The organism is Pelagimonas sp. (assembly GCF_050633425.1).
Classification (GTDB): domain Bacteria; phylum Pseudomonadota; class Alphaproteobacteria; order Rhodobacterales; family Rhodobacteraceae; genus Pelagimonas.
In genome coordinates this window covers 141,153-163,868 of the sequence record NZ_JBOEGM010000034.1, presented here as the reverse complement: position 1 = coordinate 163,868, position 22,716 = coordinate 141,153, and the positions used below count along the sequence as shown (strand labels likewise).

Annotated in this window: 17 protein-coding genes; 5 read left to right on the top strand and 12 right to left on the bottom strand. The window is 56.3% G+C overall.

Features of this window, described 5'->3' with window-relative positions; all coding sequences use genetic code 11:
- Both ACRBB0_RS23725 and ACRBB0_RS23720 read left to right on the top strand, forming a co-directional pair.
- Nucleotides 1-2,358 (top strand): amidase, encoded by a 2,358-nt coding sequence (locus ACRBB0_RS23725; protein ID WP_431376954.1) that lies wholly within the window; start codon nucleotides 1-3, stop codon nucleotides 2,356-2,358.
- Between the two features lie 12 nt (nucleotides 2,359-2,370).
- Entirely contained in the window at nucleotides 2,371-4,119 is a 1,749-nt protein-coding gene (locus ACRBB0_RS23720; RefSeq protein WP_431376953.1) for an AMP-binding protein, read from the top strand.
- Nucleotides 4,120-4,231: 112 nt separating this feature from the next.
- Here the strand turns inward: ACRBB0_RS23720 and ACRBB0_RS23715 are convergent, their stop codons facing one another.
- Complete coding sequence (locus ACRBB0_RS23715; protein ID WP_431376952.1) at nucleotides 4,232-5,923, bottom strand: peptidoglycan-binding domain-containing protein; 1,692 nt, start codon at nucleotides 5,921-5,923, stop codon at nucleotides 4,232-4,234.
- Between the two features lie 58 nt (nucleotides 5,924-5,981).
- A complete protein-coding gene (locus tag ACRBB0_RS23710; RefSeq protein ID WP_431376951.1) occupies nucleotides 5,982-7,154 on the bottom strand; it encodes a phenylacetate--CoA ligase family protein in 1,173 nt (390 codons plus the stop codon).
- Between the two features lie 101 nt (nucleotides 7,155-7,255).
- On the opposite strand from ACRBB0_RS23710, the gene ACRBB0_RS23705 reads away from it, so the two are divergent.
- Entirely contained in the window at nucleotides 7,256-8,074 is an 819-nt protein-coding gene (locus ACRBB0_RS23705) for a hypothetical protein (RefSeq protein ID WP_431376950.1), read from the top strand.
- A 49-nt stretch (nucleotides 8,075-8,123) separates the two neighbouring features.
- Here the strand turns inward: ACRBB0_RS23705 and ACRBB0_RS23700 are convergent, their stop codons facing one another.
- The 8 genes from ACRBB0_RS23700 to ACRBB0_RS23665 form a co-directional block, all read right to left on the bottom strand.
- Nucleotides 8,124-8,948, bottom strand: a complete 825-nt coding sequence (locus ACRBB0_RS23700; RefSeq protein WP_431376949.1) for an ABC transporter ATP-binding protein — start codon at nucleotides 8,946-8,948, stop codon at nucleotides 8,124-8,126.
- A gap of 73 nt (nucleotides 8,949-9,021) precedes the next feature.
- Nucleotides 9,022-10,314 (bottom strand): ABC transporter substrate-binding protein, encoded by a 1,293-nt coding sequence (locus tag ACRBB0_RS23695; RefSeq protein WP_431376948.1) that lies wholly within the window; start codon nucleotides 10,312-10,314, stop codon nucleotides 9,022-9,024.
- 70 nt (nucleotides 10,315-10,384) lie between these two features.
- On the bottom strand, nucleotides 10,385-11,461 hold the full coding sequence (locus ACRBB0_RS23690) for a branched-chain amino acid ABC transporter permease (RefSeq protein ID WP_431376947.1): 1,077 nt from the start codon (nucleotides 11,459-11,461) through the stop codon (nucleotides 10,385-10,387).
- Complete coding sequence (locus ACRBB0_RS23685; RefSeq protein WP_431376946.1) at nucleotides 11,461-11,700, bottom strand: hypothetical protein; 240 nt, start codon at nucleotides 11,698-11,700, stop codon at nucleotides 11,461-11,463. The genes ACRBB0_RS23690 and ACRBB0_RS23685 overlap by 1 nt, the downstream gene beginning before the upstream one ends.
- Before the next feature lie 110 nt (nucleotides 11,701-11,810).
- Nucleotides 11,811-12,764 carry a branched-chain amino acid ABC transporter permease gene (locus ACRBB0_RS23680; RefSeq protein ID WP_431376945.1) on the bottom strand — a complete coding sequence of 318 codons (954 nt, stop codon included), beginning with the start codon at nucleotides 12,762-12,764 and terminating at the stop codon, nucleotides 11,811-11,813.
- A gap of 5 nt (nucleotides 12,765-12,769) precedes the next feature.
- A complete protein-coding gene (locus tag ACRBB0_RS23675) occupies nucleotides 12,770-13,324 on the bottom strand; it encodes a hypothetical protein (RefSeq protein WP_431376944.1) in 555 nt (184 codons plus the stop codon).
- Nucleotides 13,324-14,136 (bottom strand): ABC transporter ATP-binding protein, encoded by an 813-nt coding sequence (locus ACRBB0_RS23670; protein ID WP_431376943.1) that lies wholly within the window; start codon nucleotides 14,134-14,136, stop codon nucleotides 13,324-13,326. Before ACRBB0_RS23670 ends, ACRBB0_RS23675 begins: the two co-directional genes overlap by 1 nt.
- A gap of 79 nt (nucleotides 14,137-14,215) precedes the next feature.
- Nucleotides 14,216-16,177, bottom strand: coding sequence for an AMP-binding protein (locus ACRBB0_RS23665; RefSeq protein ID WP_431376968.1), 1,962 nt, complete (start codon nucleotides 16,175-16,177; stop codon nucleotides 14,216-14,218).
- 323 nt (nucleotides 16,178-16,500) lie between these two features.
- Between ACRBB0_RS23665 and ACRBB0_RS23660 the strand changes: the two genes are divergently transcribed.
- The gene (locus tag ACRBB0_RS23660) at nucleotides 16,501-18,387 is read left to right on the top strand and encodes a hybrid sensor histidine kinase/response regulator (protein ID WP_431376942.1); all 1,887 of its coding nucleotides are present in this window, start codon (nucleotides 16,501-16,503) and stop codon (nucleotides 18,385-18,387) included.
- Nucleotides 18,384-19,082, top strand: coding sequence for a response regulator transcription factor (locus ACRBB0_RS23655; protein ID WP_431376941.1), 699 nt, complete (start codon nucleotides 18,384-18,386; stop codon nucleotides 19,080-19,082). Before ACRBB0_RS23660 ends, ACRBB0_RS23655 begins: the two co-directional genes overlap by 4 nt.
- A gap of 265 nt (nucleotides 19,083-19,347) precedes the next feature.
- Here the strand turns inward: ACRBB0_RS23655 and ACRBB0_RS23650 are convergent, their stop codons facing one another.
- Both ACRBB0_RS23650 and fdhF read right to left on the bottom strand, forming a co-directional pair.
- Nucleotides 19,348-19,536 (bottom strand): hypothetical protein, encoded by a 189-nt coding sequence (locus tag ACRBB0_RS23650; RefSeq protein ID WP_431376940.1) that lies wholly within the window; start codon nucleotides 19,534-19,536, stop codon nucleotides 19,348-19,350.
- A gap of 149 nt (nucleotides 19,537-19,685) precedes the next feature.
- Nucleotides 19,686-22,460, bottom strand: coding sequence for a formate dehydrogenase subunit alpha (gene fdhF / locus ACRBB0_RS23645; RefSeq protein ID WP_431376939.1), 2,775 nt, complete (start codon nucleotides 22,458-22,460; stop codon nucleotides 19,686-19,688).
- Nucleotides 22,461-22,716: the final 256 nt, after the last annotated feature.

The window sequence follows — 22,716 nt, the reverse complement described above, 5'->3', positions numbered from 1 at the left end:
ATGAATGACGACGTGACACATGTCCTCGAAGTCAAAGGAATTTCGGGCGGGTATGGCAAAGTGCCGATCCTGCACGGGATCGAATTCGCGGTCGCCGAAAACGAAGTCGTTGGCATTCTCGGCCATAATGGCATGGGCAAGACCACCCTTCTCAAGACCCTCATGGGGTTTCTGCCTGCCGGGTCGGGAACGATCAGGTTTCATGCCACCGACATCACCGGGATGCCCCCCTTTGAGCGCGCCGGTCTGGGGCTTGGCTATGTTCCGCAAGGGCGGGGCATTTTCCCGCAATTGACGGTTCGCGACAATCTGCGGTTCGCCTGGCATGATTATGCTGGTGCATCCGAACGCGATGTCATGGACGCCGTGCTCTCGGATTTCCCACGCCTGCGGTCGTTGCTTGATCGCCAGGGTGGTGCGCTGTCCGGCGGCGAACAACAATTGCTGGCCCTTGCCCGCTGCCTTATGGGCGACCCAGATTTCCTGCTTCTTGATGAGCCGACCGAGGGTATCCAACCCTCAATCATCGAAGAAATGGGCGAAACCTTGTTGGCCCTGCGCAAGAGCCGGGGGCTTTCCATCCTTCTTGTCGAACAAAACTTCGACTTCATCTCCGATCTCTCTGACCGGGTTCTCATCCTTGAACGCGGCCGCATGACCGGCGAGCTGAGCAAAGCCGATCTGTCCGATCAGGCCAAGGTCGATCAGTTCCTCGGTTTCGGTGCGGCTCGCTCAACCCGTGGACAAGCCAGCGGGCATCCCACCGCTCAGCCTGCCACACAGACATCTCCCAAATCCCAGGCAGAACCCGCAATGAAACTGGCTGCCGCAAGCATGGTGACCAACATGACCGTTAAACGACCAACACTTTCGCAGATGCGTGACATGGCCAGCCGGTTCGGGATGAACCTGTCGGATGAGGACCTGAACGAATACCGCGAGATCATCGAACCTTATATGCAGTCCTATGACCGTTTGGATGCAATGCCGGACTACTTGCCCGAGGTGCGCTATCCGCGCAACCCCGGCCATTTCCCAAGCCAGACCGAAAACCCTTTGAACGCATGGTACGTGAAAACCGAAGTGCGCGGCGCACCGGATGGCAAATTGCGTGGCAAGCGCATCGCGCTCAAAGACACGATTTGTCTGGCTGGTGTACCGATGATGAACGGCTCGTCGATCATGGAAGGTTATACGCCCGAGATTGACGCCACCATTGTGACCCGGATGCTCGATGCGGGGGCAATTATCACCGGCAAGGCGCATTGCGAAAACTTCTGCCTTTCGGGGGGCTCGCACACCAATGCCAAGGGGCCGATCCACAATCCTTGGAAGCGCGGATACATGGCGGGCGGCTCGTCTGGTGGCTCAGCGGCGCTTGTGGCGGCGGGTGAGGTCGATATGGCCATCGCGGGCGATCAAGGTGGATCAATCCGCATTCCGGCCTCCAATTGTGGCGTATACGGGATGAAACCCACGCATGGGCTTGTGCCCTACACCGGTGCGATGCCGATCGAACAAACCATCGACCATCTTGGGCCAGTGACCAACACAGTGGCCGATAATGCCTTGCTTTTGGAGGTTTTAGCAGGCGAAGACGGCCTTGATCCGCGCCAATACAAGCCGACGGTCTACAGTTATACCGAGGCACTTGGCCGGGGGGCGCATGGGATGCGGATCGGCCTGTTGAAGGAAGGCTTCGGCCATGCAAACTCGGAAGCCGACGTGGATGGCAAGGTGATGCAAGCCGCTGATCGCTTTCGTGAACTTGGCGCCCGTGTCGAAGAAATTTCCATTCCCGAGCATTATACCGCCATGGATGCCTGGACGGCGATTACCCTGGAGGGGCTCCAGGACGGGATGATGTGGGGCAATTCGACCGGCACCAATTACCGAGGCCTTTTCCTGCCCTCGATGACCGACCATATGGCGCAATGGCAGGGCCGCGCGGATGAGCTGAGCCATTCGCTCAAGGCCTGCATGTTCGTGGGTGAGCATTTTCAGCGACAGTACCGAGGGCGGTTCTATGGCAAGGGCCAGAATATCATGCGGCTTTGCAACGAACGCTATCTTGCTGCGCTCAAACAATACGATTTGCTACTGATGCCGACGCTGCCGATCAAGCCGCAACAGCATCCACCGGCCGACTGCTCGCTTAGCCTCTATGTGCAGCGGGCCTTTGAAATGGTGCCCAACACGGCCCCCTTCAACGGTGGGTTGCCGGCGATGAGCATACCCTGCGGGCTCAGCGAAGGTCTGCCCATCGGCATGATGTTGGTCGGGCCGCACTATGGTGAGATGAAGATCTACCAAGCGGCAGATGCCTTTGAGAAATCAAGCGAATGGCGCAACATGTAAGGGAGGTTCAACATGTCAATCCTGAGCGAAAGCCTGGCGACCCGGATATCTGATTGGGGGTCCAAGACCGAAGCGGCCCCGCAAACCGTTGCTCCGCAGGGCGGCCAATCCTATGTCCGTGGACCCTCAAGCCCACCATTGGCCTATATTACCATCCCACAGCTGTTGCGTGATGCGGTGTCGAGATTTGGTCCCAGAGAGGCCGCCGTCTTCTCGGACCAAAACATTCGGATGAGCTATTACGATCTGGACCGCGCCGTCGATGAACTGGCCTCCGGGTTGCTGGCGCTCGGCTTGGAAAAGGGGGATCGGGTCGGGATCTGGTCCCCCAACCGGTTCGAATGGGTTCTGACACAATTTGCGACGGCCCGTGTCGGGCTGGTTCTTGTGAACATCAACCCAGCCTATCGTTTGGCTGAGCTGGAATACGCGTTGAACAAGGTCGGCTGCAAAGCCCTCATCGCGGCCAAATCCTTCAAGTCCTCTGATTATACTAGAATGATCCGGGACCTTGCTCCCGAGCTTGATGAGTGCGAACCGGGACGTCTGCGCGCACCAAAATTGCCGAATCTGCGCAGCGTCATTATTATGGACGACCAACCGGGTGCTGGGGCCTATTCCTTTAAAGACCTCAGGAACCTGGGCGGTCCGGCCCAGCAACTCCGCATTCCAGAGATCGACAAGACACTCACGCCGGATGACGCAATCAACATTCAGTTCACCTCGGGCACGACGGGGATGCCCAAAGGGGCCACGCTTTCGCACTACAACATCGTTAATAATGCGCGCTATGTGACGGATCGCATTTGCCTGTCCGAGACTGATCGGCTGGCAATTCCTGTGCCGCTATATCACTGCTTTGGCATGGTGATGGGGGTTCTCGGGGTGGTCAGCAAAGGCGCGACGATGGTCTTTCCCGGCGAAGGTTTTGATGCGGCCCAGACACTTGATGCGCTGGCCAGCGAGCGCTGCACGGCCCTCTACGGGGTGCCAACCATGTTCGTCGCGATGCTTGAAAGTCTCAAAGGCACCCCGCGTGACCTGTCCAACATGCGCACGGGCGTCATGGCAGGGGCCCCCTGTCCGGTCGAGGTCATGCAGCGTGTGAACTCCGAGATGAACATGAAAGACGTCACGATCTGCTACGGGATGACCGAAACCTCGCCCGTCTCCTTCCAGAGTTCAGTGGACGATCCCACCGATAAACGCTGCGAAACGGTCGGTCGGGTTCATCCCCATCTCGAGGTCAAGATTGTCGATCAGGACGGGCAAATAGTACCCGTCGGCACCCAAGGCGAACTATGCACCCGTGGCTACTCCGTCATGAAGGGCTATTGGGAGGACACAGACAAAACCACCCAGAGCATTGTGAACGGGTGGATGCATACCGGTGATCTTGCCGTGTTCGACGACGAAGGTTTCTGCTCAATTGTGGGCCGTGTGAAGGATATGATCATCCGTGGCGGGGAAAACATCTATCCACGCGAGATCGAGGAATATCTGATGCGGAATCCAAAAGTCAGCGACGTTCAAGTCTTTGGCATTCCAGATGAAAAGTTCGGCGAGGAAGTCTGTGCCTGGGCAATTGCCAAGCCCGGAATGGATCTGACCGAAGACGACCTTCGAGATGGGCTAAAGGGCCAGATCGCTCATTTCAAGATTCCACGACACATCCGGGTCGTCGACGAACTTCCCATGACAATCACAGGGAAACCACAGAAGTTCGTCATGCGTGACAAGATGATAGACATGCTTGAATAGCGGCCATTTTAGCGGCGCGCAGCCTCTGTAAAGAGAGGCCCGCGCCGCCTTGCCGTCGCCCGGCACGCGCGCCTGCCTTTCCCGATCGGCTTGTTTCAGCTACGGCTGCGCTTTACCTGCCAAGCAGCGTTCCGGCCAAAAGCTGAACAACCGTTTGCTCATCCAAGAACCCGGAAACACGCAAACTATGCGCGCGCTGATATCTGCGGATGGCGTCGCGGGTGCGTTTGTCAAACTTTCCGTCCACCGGGCCGGGGTTCATTTTCAGATTGGCCAACCGTGACTCGGCCAGTTTGCGCGCGACCGAGTTGAGCCCTAAAGATTGCTCCTCACTCAGCGCCGCTTGGCGGTCGCGTTTTCGCTTGGCCAGCACCTTAAGCTCGGCAATTCGCGCCTTGGCTTCTGACGCAAAGGCCCCACCGGGTCTTTCCTTCAAATAGGCATTCAAAGCCGCAACCGTATCGGCCTCACGCGCGGCATTCCACGCCCGTTGATCCGCCGATGCCGCCGCCCCACCGCGTTGCTTTTCAATGGCGCGCAACAGGCGACGTGCCTCAACCGCGTGCAAACCATCGGGGTATTTGGTCAGATATTGGCGGATCGACACTTCGGTCCCCTGCTCCATCACCTTGGCCCACAAAGCCCGATCCGCCCTTTCCTGAGAGGCCTGACGTTTGAGAGCTTCTTGCTCCAATTCTTCGGCACGCAGGCCCGCTGCTTCTGAGAGGCGCTCGATCTCTTGTGCGGTCAAATAGGTGCTCGGGGCATCGCCAATGGATTCCTGCCAGCGACCAATCGCCTTGCGTGATCCGGGGCCAAAAATGCCGTCGATGCCGCGCGGATTAAAGTCGAGAATGGTCAAGTCACGTTGAATTTTACGGCGGGCATCACGGGACAGGCCCAAAGCCTCTTCGGCCCTGCGTTGTTTGTAAAAAGGTTCGGTCTCAATCGCCTTGAGGCGCTGTTTGGCTGCCGAGGCAAATGCCCCTTCCGCAAAGCTATCGAGATAGGCCTGATAGCCTTTGGCATTGTCCAAACGTTGCGCAGTTTGCCACGCCTCGACATCAGCATCCGGGTCAACCTTGGGCACAACAGGCAGGGGTTGTGCGATGACAACCTCGGTATCCCGCAGCAAGACCAAATCGCGCGGCAAATATCCGGCGACCTCCAGCCCATAATCGCTGGCCGCTGACAGGATCTTGGCGTTTTGTCGTGTTAATTCCTTGGAGGCAAACCGCACCACATCCGACGCCGCCCCACGGATCGCGGTCACACCGGACGGCAGATCAAGCCGCCCTGCCCCAGGCTGTAAATAGGCCCCCAGATCAAGGTCGACGGGGGTTTCGCCCAGCACAAGAAAACCGCGCCCCGGATATTGGCCCAAAATGGTCAGTGCGGCATCAATGGGAAAAGCGCGGGTCAAAACCTGTGCCGCTTCGGCCGCGTCTCCTTCACCCACCGGAAGCAAATAAGCTCCAGAGGACCCATGGACAATTGCCCCGGCAAGCAAAATCACCACCGGGCTGTCGGTCTCTTCTAACTCTTGCAGGAAATCCGCAAAGCCGAGACGCATTTCGTCGGATGAGGCGTCTTGGAGTTCGGTAACGTCCAGACCTTTGTTGCGCAGCGCTTCGGCGGCGACATCCATTCGGTCGGCTCCAAACAGGGTCTGGATGGTGTCATACTGGCTATTGCCAATCACCAGCGCGTCGCCTGCGGCCTGTGCTGTGCCGGACACTGTGACCAAGGCTGAGACTAGGGTCGAGAGCAGGGCCGCGCTCATAGAAGTAACGGAAATACGCATACAAACAATCCTCCTGCCCCAAGCCTAACCCCCGTCAGGCATGGGGCAAGACAGAATGTTAGTCGTAGGAGCGCGCGTCCTCGATCACCAGCCCATCGCGCGGCAATCCGCCGATTTCGACCAGTTCAACCCGGCCTTTAAGCTTAAGCAGCTCGGCCACCGACTTTTCAAACACAGCCGTATCGCCACCACCGGTTTCGATTCGCACCGTCATCACATCCATTTCGCCTTCGCGCGACGCCACGACCCGCGCCCGCGCGATATCGTCATGTTTGGCGACCAATTCGGCAACCTGCTCGGGGCGGACAAACATGCCCTTGATCTTGGTCGTCTGATCCGCACGCCCCATCCAGCCTTTGATCCGCATATTGGTGCGGCCACAGGGGCTAATGCCCTCCATAACGGCGCTTAAATCACCGGTGGCAAAGCGGATCAGCGGGTAATCCGGGTTGAGCGTGGTCACAACCACTTCGCCCACTTCACCGGGGGCAACAGGGTCACCCGTGCCGGGGGTAACGATTTCGACGATGACGTTTTCATCGACGATCATCCCCTCGATCGCGTCGCTTTCATAGGCAATATTGCCGAGATCGGCGGTGGCATAACACTGCAAACAGGTGATGCCTCGATCGGCATAATACTGTCTGAGCGACGGGAAGAGAGCGCCACCGCCAACGGCTGCGCGGGTGATCTTCAGCTCAAGGCCAAGCTCATCGGCTTTCTCAAGAATAACCTTGAGATAATCCGGCGTGCCCGCATAAGCCGTCACCCCCACGTCATGGGCAGCGCGCGCCTGCAGTTCGGTTTGTCCGATACCTGCAGGCAAAACAGCGGCCCCCACCGCGCGCGCGCCGCTTTCAAAAATCATGCCAGCCGGGGTCAGGTGATAGCCAAAACAGTTTTGGACAATATCGCCGGCTTTGATCCCAACCGCGTGCAAGAACCGCCCCATACGCCACCAATCATGGCTGACCCCACCGGGTTCATAAATCGGGCCGGGGCTTTGGAAGACATGAGCTAGATTGGACACTGGCAAACCACCAAAGGGCGGCTGTTCCTTTTGACGGGCCACAAGGTCGGATTTGCGCAAAACCGGCAGCCCCGCGAGATCGGCCAAAGAGCCAACCGGATCCATGCCATTGCGTGCCAGTTGAGCATTCAGAGCGTCAAGCTGGGCAGCTTCGCGCGCGTCTTGGCTCCGGGTTTCAGAGGCGTCGAAATAGGTGCTCATGCCACCCTCCGTCTGTCACTTTGATTTACATTTGAAGTACAAGGTCTTGCTAACCTCTGTCGTCTAGAGTGCCGCAACTGCGGAACGAGAGGAGGAGAAGCATGACCGACGAGTTTGCGAACAGATTGCGGTTCCACCACGATTTGGAGACTCTGGAAGCGGATTTTTCCGACTTCCGTTTCTGTGATCAATCTGTGGTTAATCGGTTCTATGATTTTATCGAAGACAGCATTGCCCAATCGGGGCATCGTCATTGGTTTTTTCTTGTCAACCTGCACGGTCTGCAGATCGATCAAAGCGCGTGGCCTGCCTATGCGTCGCGCGCAAAGGCGCTGAATATTGCCCATAGTATGGGAACGGTGCGCTTTGATGCCTCGTTCGAAACGGCCAAACGCATCGCTGACGCGGCCAAGACTGAACACTTTGACCCCAATTTGTTGAGTGATCGGGAAGCGGCCATTGCGCGGATCACCAAGCTGCCATCCCGACGCAAAGGTCGGTCTGGCAACATGCCGAACCATACCGAAGAGGATCTTGCCCGCCGGATAAGCTTCAACACCGAAGAAGACCTGCTTGAGGCTGATTTCTCGGGCTTTACCTTGTACCATTCGCGGGACGTCAACGATCTTTATGACCATATCCACAAACGGATTGACGCCAGCGGGCGCGACACATGGTATTTTTTGATCAATTACGACGGCTGCACCATCGAACCCGGTGCCTGGGTCCAATTTGCCCATCGCGGCAAACTGTTGAACAAAGCGCATTCGCTTGGCACGATTCGCTACGCCCCAGGAAGCGAAACCAAAGCCGACATTCGGATGCGCGCCGAAAGTCAGGACGTCCGCCCCAACGTTCGCAACAGCCGAGAAGAGGCTCTTGCGCGCATAGCTGAATTGAAAGCGTCGGAACACGCTTGATCTCCCTTCGGGTTTATGGGTCAGTTGGACGTCGAAACAGCAGGCGGCGTTAAGCAAGCCACCGTTTACGGCGGCGATAAGACCGCACATCGCGAAAGCTCTTGCGCCCGTCATCGGACACGCCGAGATAGAATTCTTTAACGTCCGGGTTTTCGCGCAAATCAGCGGCCAGCCCATCCATCACCACGCGGCCATTTTCCAGAATATAACCGTAGTGGGCGTATTTCAGGGCCACATTGGTGTTCTGTTCGGCCAAGAGGAAGGACACACCTTCGTTTTCATTCACTGATTTCACGATCTCAAAAATCTGCTCAACCAATTGCGGCGCAAGCCCCATTGATGGCTCATCAAGCAAAACCGTGTCGGGCCGAGACATCAGCGCGCGACCAATGGCAACCATCTGTTGTTCGCCACCCGAAGTATAGCCAGCCTGAGAACGTCGGCGCTCCTTGAGACGTGGGAAATAGTCGTACACCATCTGCAAATCGGCGTCGATTTCACCCTTGCTGGCCTTGCGGGTATAGGCCCCGGTCAGCAGGTTTTCTTCGACGGTCAGGTGTTCAAAACAGTGACGGCCTTCCATCACCTGAATGACACCGCGTTTGACCAATTGCGCCGGGTCCAGATCCTGAACCCCTTCGCCTTTGTAGATGATCGAGCCTTTGGTGACTTCGCCACGTTCGGAATGCAGCAGGTTTGAAATCGCCTTGAGCGTCGTGGTTTTGCCGGCACCATTGCCGCCGAGCAGCGCGGTGATACCGCCCTTTTTAACGTTCAGGCTTACGCCCTTGAGAACGAGGATCACATGGTTGTAGATCACCTCGATATTATTGACCTCAAGAAGGGTCTCGTCGGTCTTTGCGGCGTCTAGCATAGCGGCATCTTCTCTTGCAAAAGTCGCGGATTCCAGCGGCGAACCATGCCGCCGCTGGAGATGAAAAGGCGGATTAGCCTTCGCACTCTTCGTTTACAGCCCAAGGCGCATTCGCTTCGGCGTATTCGGCTGCTTTCGCCTTGGCGATGTCAGCATAGGCCGCAGTGTCAGGTGCCAGGTGATCGGACACTTTGACAAACTTCGCGCCGTCCCATTCCAGCATCCAACCACCAGAGTGACCAGTGTGGTTTGCACAGGATGTCGAGAAGGCAGGAACCATGCCGGACATGCCCAGCTCGGCCAGACGCTCTTCGGTAATGTTGATGTTTTCCAGACCCCAGCGCAGCTGTTCTGCGTTGACTTCGGCAACGCCATACTTGTCCTGAGCGACCTTGATGCCTTCGGCCAAGATCATCGACATAACCAGACCACGACCATAGAAAACACCCGACATTTCTGTCTCGTTCGACTCAGACAGGCCTGCGTCTACAACGTGCTTCTTGATGTCGGCCATAACGCCGGATGCGGCATCAGGGAAGGACCAGCTGATTGATTTGTAGCCTTTGCCTTTGTCGCCAACGATTGCCAGATCGGCATCGTGACCAGACCACCAAACGCCAACCATTTTCGACATGTCGAACTTGGTTTTAACCGCTTCGGTGATGGCACCGGCGTTCATCGCCCCCCAGCCCCACATGACAACATAGTCAGGACGCTCGCGGCGGATTTGCAGCCACTGCGCCGACTGGTTTTGCATTTCTTTCAGACCAACAGGGATCGGCAGAAGCTCATAACCCATTGACTCGGCTTTGGCTTCCAGCAGCGGCAGAGGCTCTTTTCCGTAGGGGTGGTCAAGGTGCAGGAAGGCAACTTTCTTACCCTTCAGGTCGCCCTGAGACTGTAGATACTGCAGGATCATGTCCGCACCATCCCAGTAACCCGATGGCATGTTGAATGCCCACTGGAAGGTTTTGCCGTCCATCATCGGAGAAAAGCCATAGCCCGGAGCCAGGATTGGGATCATATCGACGTTGGTTTTGGGCAGAACCTGCAGGGTGATACCGGTCGACCAAGGCTGGGTCACAATTGCTTTGCCTTTGGTTTTCTCGTAGCACTCAACGCCTTTTTCGGTCGAATAGCCGGTTTCGCATTCCTCAAAGTCAATCGCAACGCCGCCAACACCGCCGTCACGGGCGTTGAGCATCGCCATATAATCTTTCTGGCCATTCATCAGCGGAATACCAGTCGCCGCAAATGGGCCGGTCCGGTAGCTGAGGTTTGGCGTATAGAGGCCCTCGGCCATCGCGGCACCGGCTACAACGGATGCCACTACGGCGGCCGCTGCCATTTTTGCAAAAGTCTTCATCTTGTCTCCTCCCATGGATTTTGATGTCGAATATTGAAACTATTCAGGTGGTTCGGGTGGTCCGCCCCGCTTAGTGCGGGAAGGGCCAGATAATGAGTTTTTCGCGGATCAGGCGCCAAAGTTGGGCCAAGCCATGTGGCTCAACGATCAAGAAGAAGATGATCAAGCTGCCGATACACATGATATTGAGGTGCTCAACCGTGGCCGAGCTAATCGGGATGCCCAAGGCGGCAGGCAGCAGGTTGAGAACAACAGGAAGGCCAACAATCAGGATCGCGCCCAAGAAGTTGCCCATAACCGAACCAAGCCCACCGATGATCGCGATGAACAACACCCGGAAGCTTAGCGGGATGTCGAACAGGTTCGGCTCAGCCGCACCGCGCCACATAAAGACGAACAGCGCACCAGCCACACCAACGATATAGGACGAGACAGCAAAGGCGGTCAGTTTTGATTTCATCAGGTTGATGCCGATCAGTTCTGCCGCGATATCCATATCGCGTGTCGCTTTCCACGTCCGGCCAAGGTTGCCACGGGTCAGGTTGATACAGACCATGGTCAGCAGACTGACAATGAACAACACCACAAAATATTGCACAACCGAGCTTGCCTGAGGACCGGCGATATACACACCGAACATTTTCAGGTTAGGCACCTGGATCGCGCCCGAGGCGTTGTAGTTATAAAGCCAAGCCCATTTTTCAAACAGCCAGACCAGAAAGAACTGGGCCGCCAAGGTGGCAATCGCGAGGTAAAACCCTTTGATCCGCAAGGATGGGATACCAAAGGCAACCCCAACCCCGGCGCTAAAGACACCCGAGAACAAGATCGCAACGATCGGGTTCATCCACGGCATCAAGGTGACCATCTTGTAGCAGGCATAGGCCCCAACGCCCATAAACGCCGCCGTTCCAAGCGATAGCTGCCCCGCGAAACCGGTCAGAATATTCAACCCAAGCGCGGCGAGCGAATAGATCAGGATCGGGATCAGGATGGTTTGAAAGGTAAATTCACTTGCCGTCAGTGGAAAGATCACCACCGCGAAGAGCAGGATAACCCCCAACAAAAAAGCGTCTTGTTTGATCGGGAACAGCGCCTGATCAGATTTGTAGCTGGTCTTGAACTGGCCAGCGGTACGGTAAAGCATCAGACCATCTCCTCATTGGTGATGCGCACGCGGTTGGCGGGTTTGGCGTATCCGATTGCCTCGGAATGACGCACCAGCCAGAACCATGCCCAAAGTCCAACCGCCGCCCCGCCTGCTGCGAGCAGGACCGCGATGGTGGTTTGGTTCGGGTTTTCGGTGCCTGCGCTCAGCGCGAGGTATCCAAAAGACCAGAAGCCGGACCATGCCACGACGTTCAGGATTGCAATCAGTTTAGCCATGTTTTTCCACGTCCAATTCTAGTATCTTGTGTCTCAGTCTTTGGGTCGGGTGGGGCGCTCCTCCACGCCCCGCCCGATTTTGGATCCTGTGCAGCGCGCCCCGCGCTGCGCTAGACCCGTTCGATAATCTTTTCACCAAAGAGACCTTGCGGGCGGAACAGCAGAACAAAGAGCGCGAGGACAAAGGCAAACCATGTTTCGGTGTTGCCGCCCAACAGCGGTTGGCCCCAATAAATCTCAAACAGCTTTTCGAGGATGCCGATCATAAGGCCACCGATGATGGCACCCGTGATCGATTCCAAACCACCCAGCATTAGAACCGGCAGGGCTTTGTAAGCGATGACCTCTAGGGCAAAGCTCACCCCGGCCCGTGCACCCCAGGCGATGCCGGTGACCAGCGCAATGATACCGGCGATGAACCAAACCAAAACCCAAACGGTTTGCAGCGAGATGCCAACCGACAGCGCGGCTTGGTGATCATCCCCCAAGGCCCGGATCGCCCGGCCCATCTGGGTGTAGTTCAAGAAAGCCAAGAGCGCCGCAACCAAGGCCGTCGCCACAACAACAACCGTGATATCAAGGTGTTGTAAGATCAACAGACCGCCCCAAGGCTCCAGAACGGTATCCCCTGTCGGAATGCCGAGTTCTTCTGAGATCATGATCTTGTTTTCGCCACCAAAAATGATCTCACCGCCGCCAATCAGGAACAGCGTGATGCCGATGGTGGCCATAAACAGGATAATGTCAGGCTGCCCGACCAAGGGCCGCAGCACGATGCGTTCAATGCTCACCGCAAGAACGAACATAACCCCCAACGTCAGAGCCACCGAAATCCAGGCCGGAATGCCCATCGCATGCAGGCCGACAAGCGTCAGGGCGGCGAACACCACCATGATGCCTTGGGCAAAGTTAAAGATCCGGCTTGAACGGAAGATCAGAACAAAGCCAAGCGCGATCAGTGCATAGAGAATGCCGGAAACCAGCCCTTCCCAAAGCACCTGAAGCAAGAAATCCGGTGCCGCAATCATGTCGGCAAACGGTGCGATAAAGATGTCGTTCAGCATTGTTTTTACTGCCCCTCGCGGCTCAAGAGCGTCTGCGTGCGTGTGTTGACTTCGGCCATAACCAGATCACCGGCCTTGTCACCGGCCTTGTCGGGGAAACGGTATGTAACACCTCGGATCAGCAGGGCATCTTTGTGTGTTTCGAACACGATATTCTCCGGCTGCGCCCCGTCATTTTCTGTCGGAACCGTTTGATAAACCTCGAAACCCGCAGCACGAAATCCGTCATTCAGCGCGTGTCGGAGCGCAGTGCCATCTTGCGACGAGACCTGCCTCCAAGTCACCGCACAACTGTCACTGACAGGCCCTCTCCGGCGCCGTCCGGTTGGCGATCCTTGCTTAATACGCTTGTGACTGACTTCAAACGAGGCCCCCTGCTCCAAGATCCGCCGCCATTCAGTGTCAGCCTCCGCCGGTTCATCGCTTTGCGGAGAGATATCCTCGCCCACGAATACTGTCCCAATATCCCGCGCAAGCAGGACCTTGACGCAGCGCTCAATGAGATCGCTGGTAATGTCGGGGGACAACTCTCCGCTCACAATTTTGTTGTTATCGACCATCAGTGCGGCACCCCCAGATAAGCGTCGATGACGTCTTGGTTGTTGCGCACCTCATCGGGTGGGCCGTCGCCGATCTTTTTGCCGTAATCCATCACAACCACGCGGTCGGATAGGTCCATGACAACGCCCATGTCGTGTTCGATCAGACAAATCGTGGTGCCAAATTCGTCATTCACATCAAGAATAAAGCGGCTCATGTCCTCTTTTTCTTCAACGTTCATGCCGGCCATCGGCTCATCCAACAAAAGGATCGACGGTTCCGCCGCCAAGGCCCGTGCCAGCTCAACCCGTTTCTTCAACCCATAGGGCAAACGGCCAACCGGCGTTTTGCGGATATTCTGGATTTCAAGGAAGTCGATAACCTTTTCAACCACTTCTCGGTTGGCAATTTCTTCGTCACGGGCCTTGCCATACCACAAAGCCTGCGCGCCAATGCCCGCCTTCATGTGCGTCAAACGACCGGTCATGACGTTATCGAGAACGGTCATCCCTTCGAACAACGCAATGTTTTGAAAGGTCCGGGCAACCCCCATTCGCGCGATTTCATACGGTTTCATCGCCGGGCGCTTTTCGCCCTTGTACCAAAGCTCACCCACCGTTGGGGTATAGAACCCGGAAATGATGTTGAGCATCGACGATTTACCAGCGCCGTTTGGCCCGATGATCGCGCGAATTTCACCTTCGTGAATGTCGAACGAAATATCGCTGATCGCGGTCACACCACCAAATTTGAGCGTGATGTTTTTCAGCTCCATTAACTGGCCACCGATCTGACGGCCATCGGCGGTGACGTATCCTTCTGTCTCTGTCATGCCTGTGTCTTCTTTCTAAAATCGCGGCGGCTGCGGGATGGTGGGCGGGGCGATGTGCATCGCACGAGCGTCGTCCTCATCACTCCGCCGCCATTTTGGCCGCAACCGGCTGCACTTTGGTATCCCGAATTTGCAATGTCGCGGTGATTTTCCCTTTGCGGCCATCCTCATAGGTGACTTCCGTTTCAGTATAAATCTCATCCGACCCATCATAGAGAGCCGTCACCAGGTCATCGAATTTTTCGCCAACAATCTTGCGGCGCACTTTGCGCGTCCTTGTCATTTCCCCGTCATCCGCATCCAGCTCTTTGTGCAAGATCAAGAAGCGATGGATCTGACATCCTGCCAACATCTCATCCTGAGCAATGGACATATTGGTCTCTTCGATATGGCTTTGGACGGTGTCCAAAACCTGCGGATGCCCAGCCAACTCCTGATACGACGCATAGGCAATGTTATTGCGCTCTGCCCAGTTCCCCACCGCTGTCAGGTCGATGTTCACAAAGGCCGTGCAACGATCACGCCCGGCGCCAAACACCACAACTTCCAAAATGTTGGGATAAAACTTCAGTTTGTTTTCAACGTATTTGGGTGCGAACATGCCACCATCAGACATTTTGCCAACGTCTTTGATCCGGTCAATAATCCGCAGATGCCCGCTCTCTTTTTCAAAGAAACCCGCATCCCCAGTTGCAACCCAACCTTCCGCGTCCTTGGTATCCGCTGTCGATTCTGGATTATTGTAATACTCAACAAAGGTCCCCGGTGAGCGATAGTAAACCTCACCACTGTCCTCGATTTTGATTTCAACACCGGGGCTTGGCACGCCAACAGTGTCTGATCGCACTTCACCATCTGGCTGTTGAGTGATGAAAACAGTGGCTTCGGTCTGACCATAAAGTTGCTTCAGGTTGATCCCCAAAGAGCGATAAAAATCAAACAATTCCGGGCCAATTGCTTCACCAGCCGTATACCCGATGCGCACATTGGAAAAGCCCAGCGCGTTTTTCAGCGGCCCATAGGTTGTGAACTCGCCCAATGCGTATTTCAGACGATCAAATAGCCCGACCGACTTGCCTTCCAACAGCTTGGGGCCAACCCGCCGCGCATGGGCCATGAAATAATGGAACATCTTCTTCTTAAAGTTGCCCGCATCTTCCATCCGGATCATGATCTGCGTCAGCTGGCCCTCAAACACCGCAGGGGGCGCAAAGTAGTAAGACGGGGCGATTTCGCGCAAATCCGTCTTCATCGTCTCGGCACTCTCAGGGCAGTTCACACAAAAGCCCGCCCAATAGGCCTGCCCCAGCGAAAAGATGAAATCGCCAACCCAGGCCATCGGCAGATAGGCCAGAATTTCTTCACCTTCCGTCAGGCTATCAAAATCGGAACTCGCCTTGGCAGTCTCAACGATATTGCGGTTCGACAGAACAACACCCTTCGGCTTGCCCGTCGTTCCCGAAGTGTACAGCATCACACATGTATCATCATAGCTGAGCCCGGTGCGGCGCGTGTTCAGTTCCTCGATGAACTCATCATAGGCGGCACGCCCCTGATTTTGAACATGACCAAACTCATGCAACCGGCGGTGGTCATATTTCCGCATGCCACGCGGATCAACATAGAGCATATGTTCGAACTGATGCAGGTGCTCTTGGATGTCGATGACCTTGTCGACTTGCTCCTGATCGGCCGCAATGACAAAGCGTGCGCCACAATGCGACAGCACATATTCCATCTCTTCTGCCACCGCATCGGCATACAAAGGCACGGGCACCGCACCAACCATTTGCGCCGCCACCATCGACCAGTACAAATAGGGACGGTTGCGGCCGATAATCGCCACATGATCCCCCTTGTTCACCCCGAGGTTCAGCAGGCCAAGCGCCAATGCCTCAATCTCATCGGATGCCTCTTTCCAGGTCCAGCTCTGCCAGATCCCGTATTCCTTCTCGCGATAAGCGGGACGGTCGCCGAAAACTTCGGCGTTGCGTTGCAATAATGCAGGTACCGAGCACAGACCATCTGCGCCCTCAGCCAACTTAGCCACGTTGTGTCCTCCCTAATGCCAGCTCCTCAACTGGCACCAATCAGCGGCCCTGAAATCAGGACCAGATCGCTTGTGCGATTCTGCCGCCTATTTGGTCAGGCTCCAATCTGTCGGTCAACTTTTTCCTGAACATTTCCTGAATCTTACGAATTGTAACAGCCCGGCTTTTGCGCTTGGCCCCACCCTTTTGGGCGCGCTACCCTAAGCTCAACATGTAATGGACACTGCTCCGTCCGATCCATCCAACAGATGTGAGATGCGCTGCGGGATGGCGGGTGGGGCGATGTCCGCAGGACAAGCGACCCGTCATTCCAATGCTCAACCAAGCACTCACCCAAGCCGGCCTAAATCTGATTCAACAGGCTCTGTCGATCTATGACAGCGACCTGCGCCTTGCGGTGTGCAACGCCCCATTTGTGGAAATGTTCGATCTCCCGGATCGACTCAAAACCCCCGGTGCCAGTTTTGAAGACACCATCCGCCACCTTGTGATGCGCGGCGAATATGGTGAAGTCGATGACCCGGACTCATTTGTCCGCGCCCGCGTCGAGACTGCCCTCGCCTTTCAATCCCATTACGTCGAACGCACCCGCGCCAATGGTCGCATCGTGAGCATCGAAGGGGCCCCGCTTCCTCAGGGCGGCTGGGTCACGGTTTACACAGACATCACCGAAACCCGCGCCCAAGAACAACTCTTACGCACCCATTCCGAACAACTCTCCGAAGAAGTCCTCAAGCGCTCCGAAGAGCTCTCCGCCACCAACCGCGCCCTCGCCGCCACCAACAAAGCCCTGATGGAAGCGCGCCGCGAATTGACGGAAATGGAAGCCCGCACCCGTCTGACCACCGAAATGATGCCCGCACATATCGCCCGGGTTGATGAAAACGGTCACTACACGTTTTCTAACAAACGCCTGCATCTGGTCATGCCCGGCCGCCCGACGCAAATTCTGGGCACCCATATCTCCGACGCTTTGGGTGATCAGGCCTACACCAAAGTTCTGCCCTTCCTTGAGGCTGCCTATGAAGGCCAGCAAAACACGTTCGAGTTTACGCACGAAGCCTCGTCTCGCCGCATTCGCGTCGTCTTCACCCCCGATCCGCTGGAACCCGGCGTTTACATCCTGTCTCAGGATGTCACCGAAGAAACCCAAACCCGCGCGGCCCTGCAACAAACCCGCCGCCGCGAAATGGCAGCCCAACTCACCAGCGGCTTAGCGCATGATTTTTCCAACTTGCTGACCATTATTTTGGGCATGCAATCCAAGCTCGACCGTATGGACGTTGGTCCCGAGGCAGAGCCGCTTATTCAAGCAACATTGCAAGCGGCTCGGCGCGGTGGCAACCTGTTGAACCGCATCGCCGACATCACCGCTCATCGCGCCTGGCAGCCCGAACCGCTTGAACTGGGGCCGTTTTTGCAAGATTTACAGACCCTTGCGACCCCATCCTTGCCAGATGACATATCGCTCCAAGTCTCGGACGAAACTCAGAGCCGCCTCATGGTGGACGCAGGGTTGCTGCAAGATGCGCTGCTCAACCTGGTCCTCAATGCCCGCGATTCCTGTGGCAAGATCGGAACCATTCGTGTGGTCGCCCAAGAGGTCCAAGACACATGGCTACAACTCAGCGTCACCGACACCGGGCCGGGCTTTTCTGAACACGCGCTTGATCACGCGCTTGATCCGTTTTTCACCACCAAGGGCGGTGAAGGCTCTGGCCTCGGCTTGGCGATGGTCTACGACATGACCAAACTCGCGGGCGGGGATTTGCGCCTCTCCAACACCGAAACCGGTGCCAAAATTCGCCTGCGTCTGCCACTGCGCCGCGCCGATGCCCTGCCTCAAACCGGGTTGGTTTTGCTGGTAGAGGATAGCCCCGATATTCGTGCCTCGGTGCGTGGCATGTTGACGGATATGGACTATGCGGTTGTCGAAGCCGCATCCGTTGCCGAAGCCCGTGCATTGGCTGACGGTCTGCCTGATATTGCTCTTGTGCTTTCGGACATATCGCTGGAAGGTGACGAACCCGGTCTCGTATTGGCCGAAGATTTGCCGAAACTCCCTTTGCGTCTGATGACGTCGCTGCCGCGCTCGCATCCTTTGCATGCCCAAGCTCTGACACGTGTGCCGGTTCTGGCCAAACCCTTTGACGCTGACGATCTGGCCCGCTTTCTCAGTCATGGAAAGGACCACACATGAGTGCCTTGGTTACCATTCTCGACGATGAACCTGCGATCCGTGACATGCTCTCCGAAGCGCTCACCGAAGCGGGGTTTCGAACCTTGACGTTTGCGCGCGCAACCGAATTCGAAGCCGCATTGCGCCGGACGACCCCGGATGTCTGCCTCGTTGATCTGGGCCTGCCTGATCGGGATGGCCTATCAGTTGTGCACCGTCTTGCCCTAGAGCAAGGTGCAACAATCATTATCATTTCGGGGCGCGCACAGGTTCAAGACAAAATCACCGGATTGGAATTGGGGGCCGATGATTACATCATCAAACCCTTCGATCCCGCCGAAGTCGTCGCCCGCATTCGCGCCCGTCTGCGCAGCCCCAAAGCCGCCGCGCCCCATGGTGACACCGCCCGGTTTAACGGGTGGACAGCTCATTTTGACCGCTATTCCCTTGAGGACAACAAAGGAGATGAAACCCCGTTTAGCCATGCCGAAGGCGAAGTGCTCCGCCTGTTTCTGGAAAGCCCCAAACGGCTGATTTCACGCGCGCATATGCAAGAATCCCTCGGCGGGGCTGCGGGTGAAAGCTTTGATCGGACCATGGATGTCCGCATCTCACGGCTGCGGACGAAACTGCGCGAAGACCCCAAGAACCCGCGTTTGATCAAGACGATTTACGGCGCGGGATATATCTTTTTGGGCGATGTGGACTGGATCTAAGGGCGAGGGTCTGGACCCATTAATTGTCCAGCCTCAGGGGCGTCGATTTTATTTCTCGCCAGGAAAATCACCGCAGGAATAGTTGTTTTTCAATATGATATGACGCAGCTAGGCCCAAACTCCACGCCATCCAAACGGTAAAAGGCACTGCACCAGCTCAGCTGCGCGCGTCCCTTATCATGACCGAAGTCGTCACTTCGGAAAGCAATCCGCTGATCCCTCACAGTTTCCTTTGCTAAGGCCCAACAATTAATGGGTCCAAAGCCTAGGGCGAAACCGCGACATAACTCTCGGCCGCCCCCAGCAAAACCTTGAGATGCGGCAGAACTGACACCGCAACAATCCCAACAGCAGCACCGACACCAAGCCGGATCGGAGCCGTCCCAAGCTTGGGCCCGGCCAACCCCAACACACCGCACACCGTCGCATAAAACCCCAATGAAATCGGATCCATTGCTATCTCCTCCGCTCACTGAAGCCAGTATAGCGCAGAAACGGCTTTTTCGAAACGATCCTAGGTCTGCTTATCCGAGGTATGCTCGTCCTAAGTATATTTGGCGGGATGGCGGGTGGGGCGACGTGCCCATGGCACGAGCGTCCCCGTCATTGTGCCGCCAATTTTGAAGCGGCCTCGACCCGAACCGCGGAAAACTTGAACTCAGGAATTTTGCCATAAGGATCGACCGCCGGGTTGGTCAACACATTGGCCGCCGCTTCCACATAGGCAAAGGGAACAAAGACCATGTCTTCGGCAATCGCCCGATCCGCCCGCGCCATGATCTCAATCGACCCACGCCGTGTCGTCAATTTGAGCATATCACCGGCCTCAACCCCCAAAGCTCTCAATGTCTTGGGATGTAATGAACAATTCGCTTCTGGCTCCACCGCATCCAAGACTTTGGACCGTCGGGTCATTGACCCGGTGTGCCAATGCTCCAACTGGCGCCCTGTGGTCATGATCATCGGGTAATCTGCATCCGGAGCCTCGTCTGGGGCAATCACCGATGCCGGCGTAAACCGCGCTCGACCTTCTGCGCGTGGGAACCCATCGCCAAACACGATCGCCTGACCTGGATCGGTCTCATGCAGTGACGGATAGGTCACCGTCTCGGTCTTCAACCGCTCCCATGTGATGTTATCGAGCGATTTCATGTTCAGCTTCATTTCATCAAACACTTGGCTGACTTCGCTATATGTCCAATCCAAGCCACAGCGTTGCGCCAACTCAACGGTGACGGCCCAATCTTCGCGGGCCTCACCGGGCGGGGGCACAGCGGGACGCACCCGTTGCACCTGACGGTTGGTGTTCGAAACCGTGCCATTTTTCTCATACAAAGCCGACGCAGGCAGGATCACATCCGCGTAATTCGCCGTTTCGGTCAGGAAAATATCCTGCACCACCATACATTCAAGCTTGGCAAAGGCGTCACGGGCATGTTCCACATCCGGGTCCGACATCGCCGGGTTTTCGCCCTGAATGTACATGCCCTTGATATTGCCCGCATATACTTCATCAACGATTTCGGTGACCGTCAGGCCCTTTTCATTGCTGAAATCATCGCTATCCCACACATCGGTAAACGCCTGACGCACGCCATCATCTGTGACCGATTGGTAATCCGGCAGGAACATCGGGATAAGCCCCGCATCCGACGCCCCCTGCACATTGTTTTGCCCACGCAGCGGATGCAGACCTGCTCCGGGTTTCCCAACATTTCCGGTCATCAGCGCCAGCGAGATAAGACAACGCGAATTATCTGTGCCATGGATGTGTTGCGATACGCCCATTCCCCAGAAAATCAGGCCGGCTTTGGCCCCCGCATAAATCCGCGCGACGCGGCGAATTTGTTCGGGCGAGATGCCACAGATCTCTGACATCGCTTCAGGGCTGAAATCGGCGAGATGGGCTTTTTCCGCCTCCCAATTCTCGGTGAATTTTTCGATATAGGCGCTGTCATACAGCTCCTCTTCGACGATCACATGCATAATTGCGTTAAGCATCGACACATCTGCGCCGGGGCGGAATTGCAGCATTTCATCGGCAAAACGCCGCATGCCCACGCCGCGCGGGTCCATCACAATCAACTTGCCGCCGCGTTTGGTGAACTGTTTGAAAAAGGTCGCTGCAACAGGGTGGTTTTCGATTGGATTGGCCCCGATGACGATCGCCACATCAGCATTTTCGATCTCATTAAATGTCGCGGTCACGGCGCCCGATCCGACATTCTCAATCAAAGCCGAAACCGAAGACGCGTGGCACAATCGCGTGCAGTGATCGACATTGTTATGTTTAAAGCCCTGACGGATGAATTTCTGGAACAGATAGGCCTCTTCGTTGGTGCATTTGGCCGACCCAAAGCCAGCCACCGACCGGCCCCCATGGTCCCTGCGCAACCCCGTCAGGCCCTTGGCCGCCACATCCAGCGCCTCGTCCCAAGTTGCTTCACGAAAATGCGTCGACAGGTTGCCCGGATCAACGTTCAATCCCTTAGCTGGTGCATCATCGCGGCGGATCAACGGTTTGGTGAGCCGGTGCGGATGGTGGATATAGTCAAAGCCAAAGCGACCTTTGACACACAACCGGCCCTCGTTTGCAGGGCCATTGATGCCTTCCACATATTTGACTTTGCCGTCTTTCACCTTGAGCGACACCTTACAGCCAACACCACAAAACGGGCACACGCTCTCAGTTGCGCTGTCAAAATCCTTGCTGTCGCCGATCTCTTGGTCATCCAACACAGTTGCAGGCATCAATGCCCCGGTTGGACAGGCCTGAACGCATTCGCCGCAGGCCACACAGGATGACGTCCCCATCGGATCGGCCATATCAAAGGTCGGATAGGCGTCATGCCCCCGCCCCGCCATCCCGATAACGTCATTCACCTGGACTTCACGACAGGCCCGCACGCACAGACCACATTGAATACAGGCATCCAGATTGACGCGCATGGCAACATGCGTGTCGTCCAAGAGCGGAATGCGCTCTGGCTCAAGTGTCGGAAAACGGCTGTCCGTCAGATCGTTTTCATCGGCCATATCCCACAAATGGCTGGATTTATCATGCGAGGAGTCACGCTCGGGCTGATCTGCCAACAGCAATTCCATCACCAGCTTGCGCGCCCCCGTCGCGCGGGCATTGTTAGTCGTCACAACCATGCCCTCACTGGGTTCGCGAATGCACGAGGCCGCCAAAGTCCGCTCGCCTTCGATCTCAACCATACAGGCACGGCAATTGCCGTCAGGGCGATAGCCCGGCGCAGGCTTGTGACACAGATACGGGATTTTTAGCCCCCGGCCATTGGCCACTTCCCAAATGGTCATCCCCTGCTCAGCCTCAACTTCGGAGCCATCAAGTGTGAAACGAATTTTATCGGACATGCGTGCTTTCCTTTGGTCTTGCCAACAGTCTAGACCATTTCGGCAGCCAAAAGGGTGAGCTATTCCCGACACCTTCGCGCGAATTTGCGCCGAAATCGTTTCCTATGCAAAACAAAGGGCGCGCATTGAGACCACATGCAGGCGCGCACCATCCCCCCCCCGACCTTCACCCATTTTCATTTGGCGCACCAAAACGATCAACAAGCCAAGGATGGGCCAACCTAAAACGCGCGCCCCAGTCGCGGATTGAGCAAGC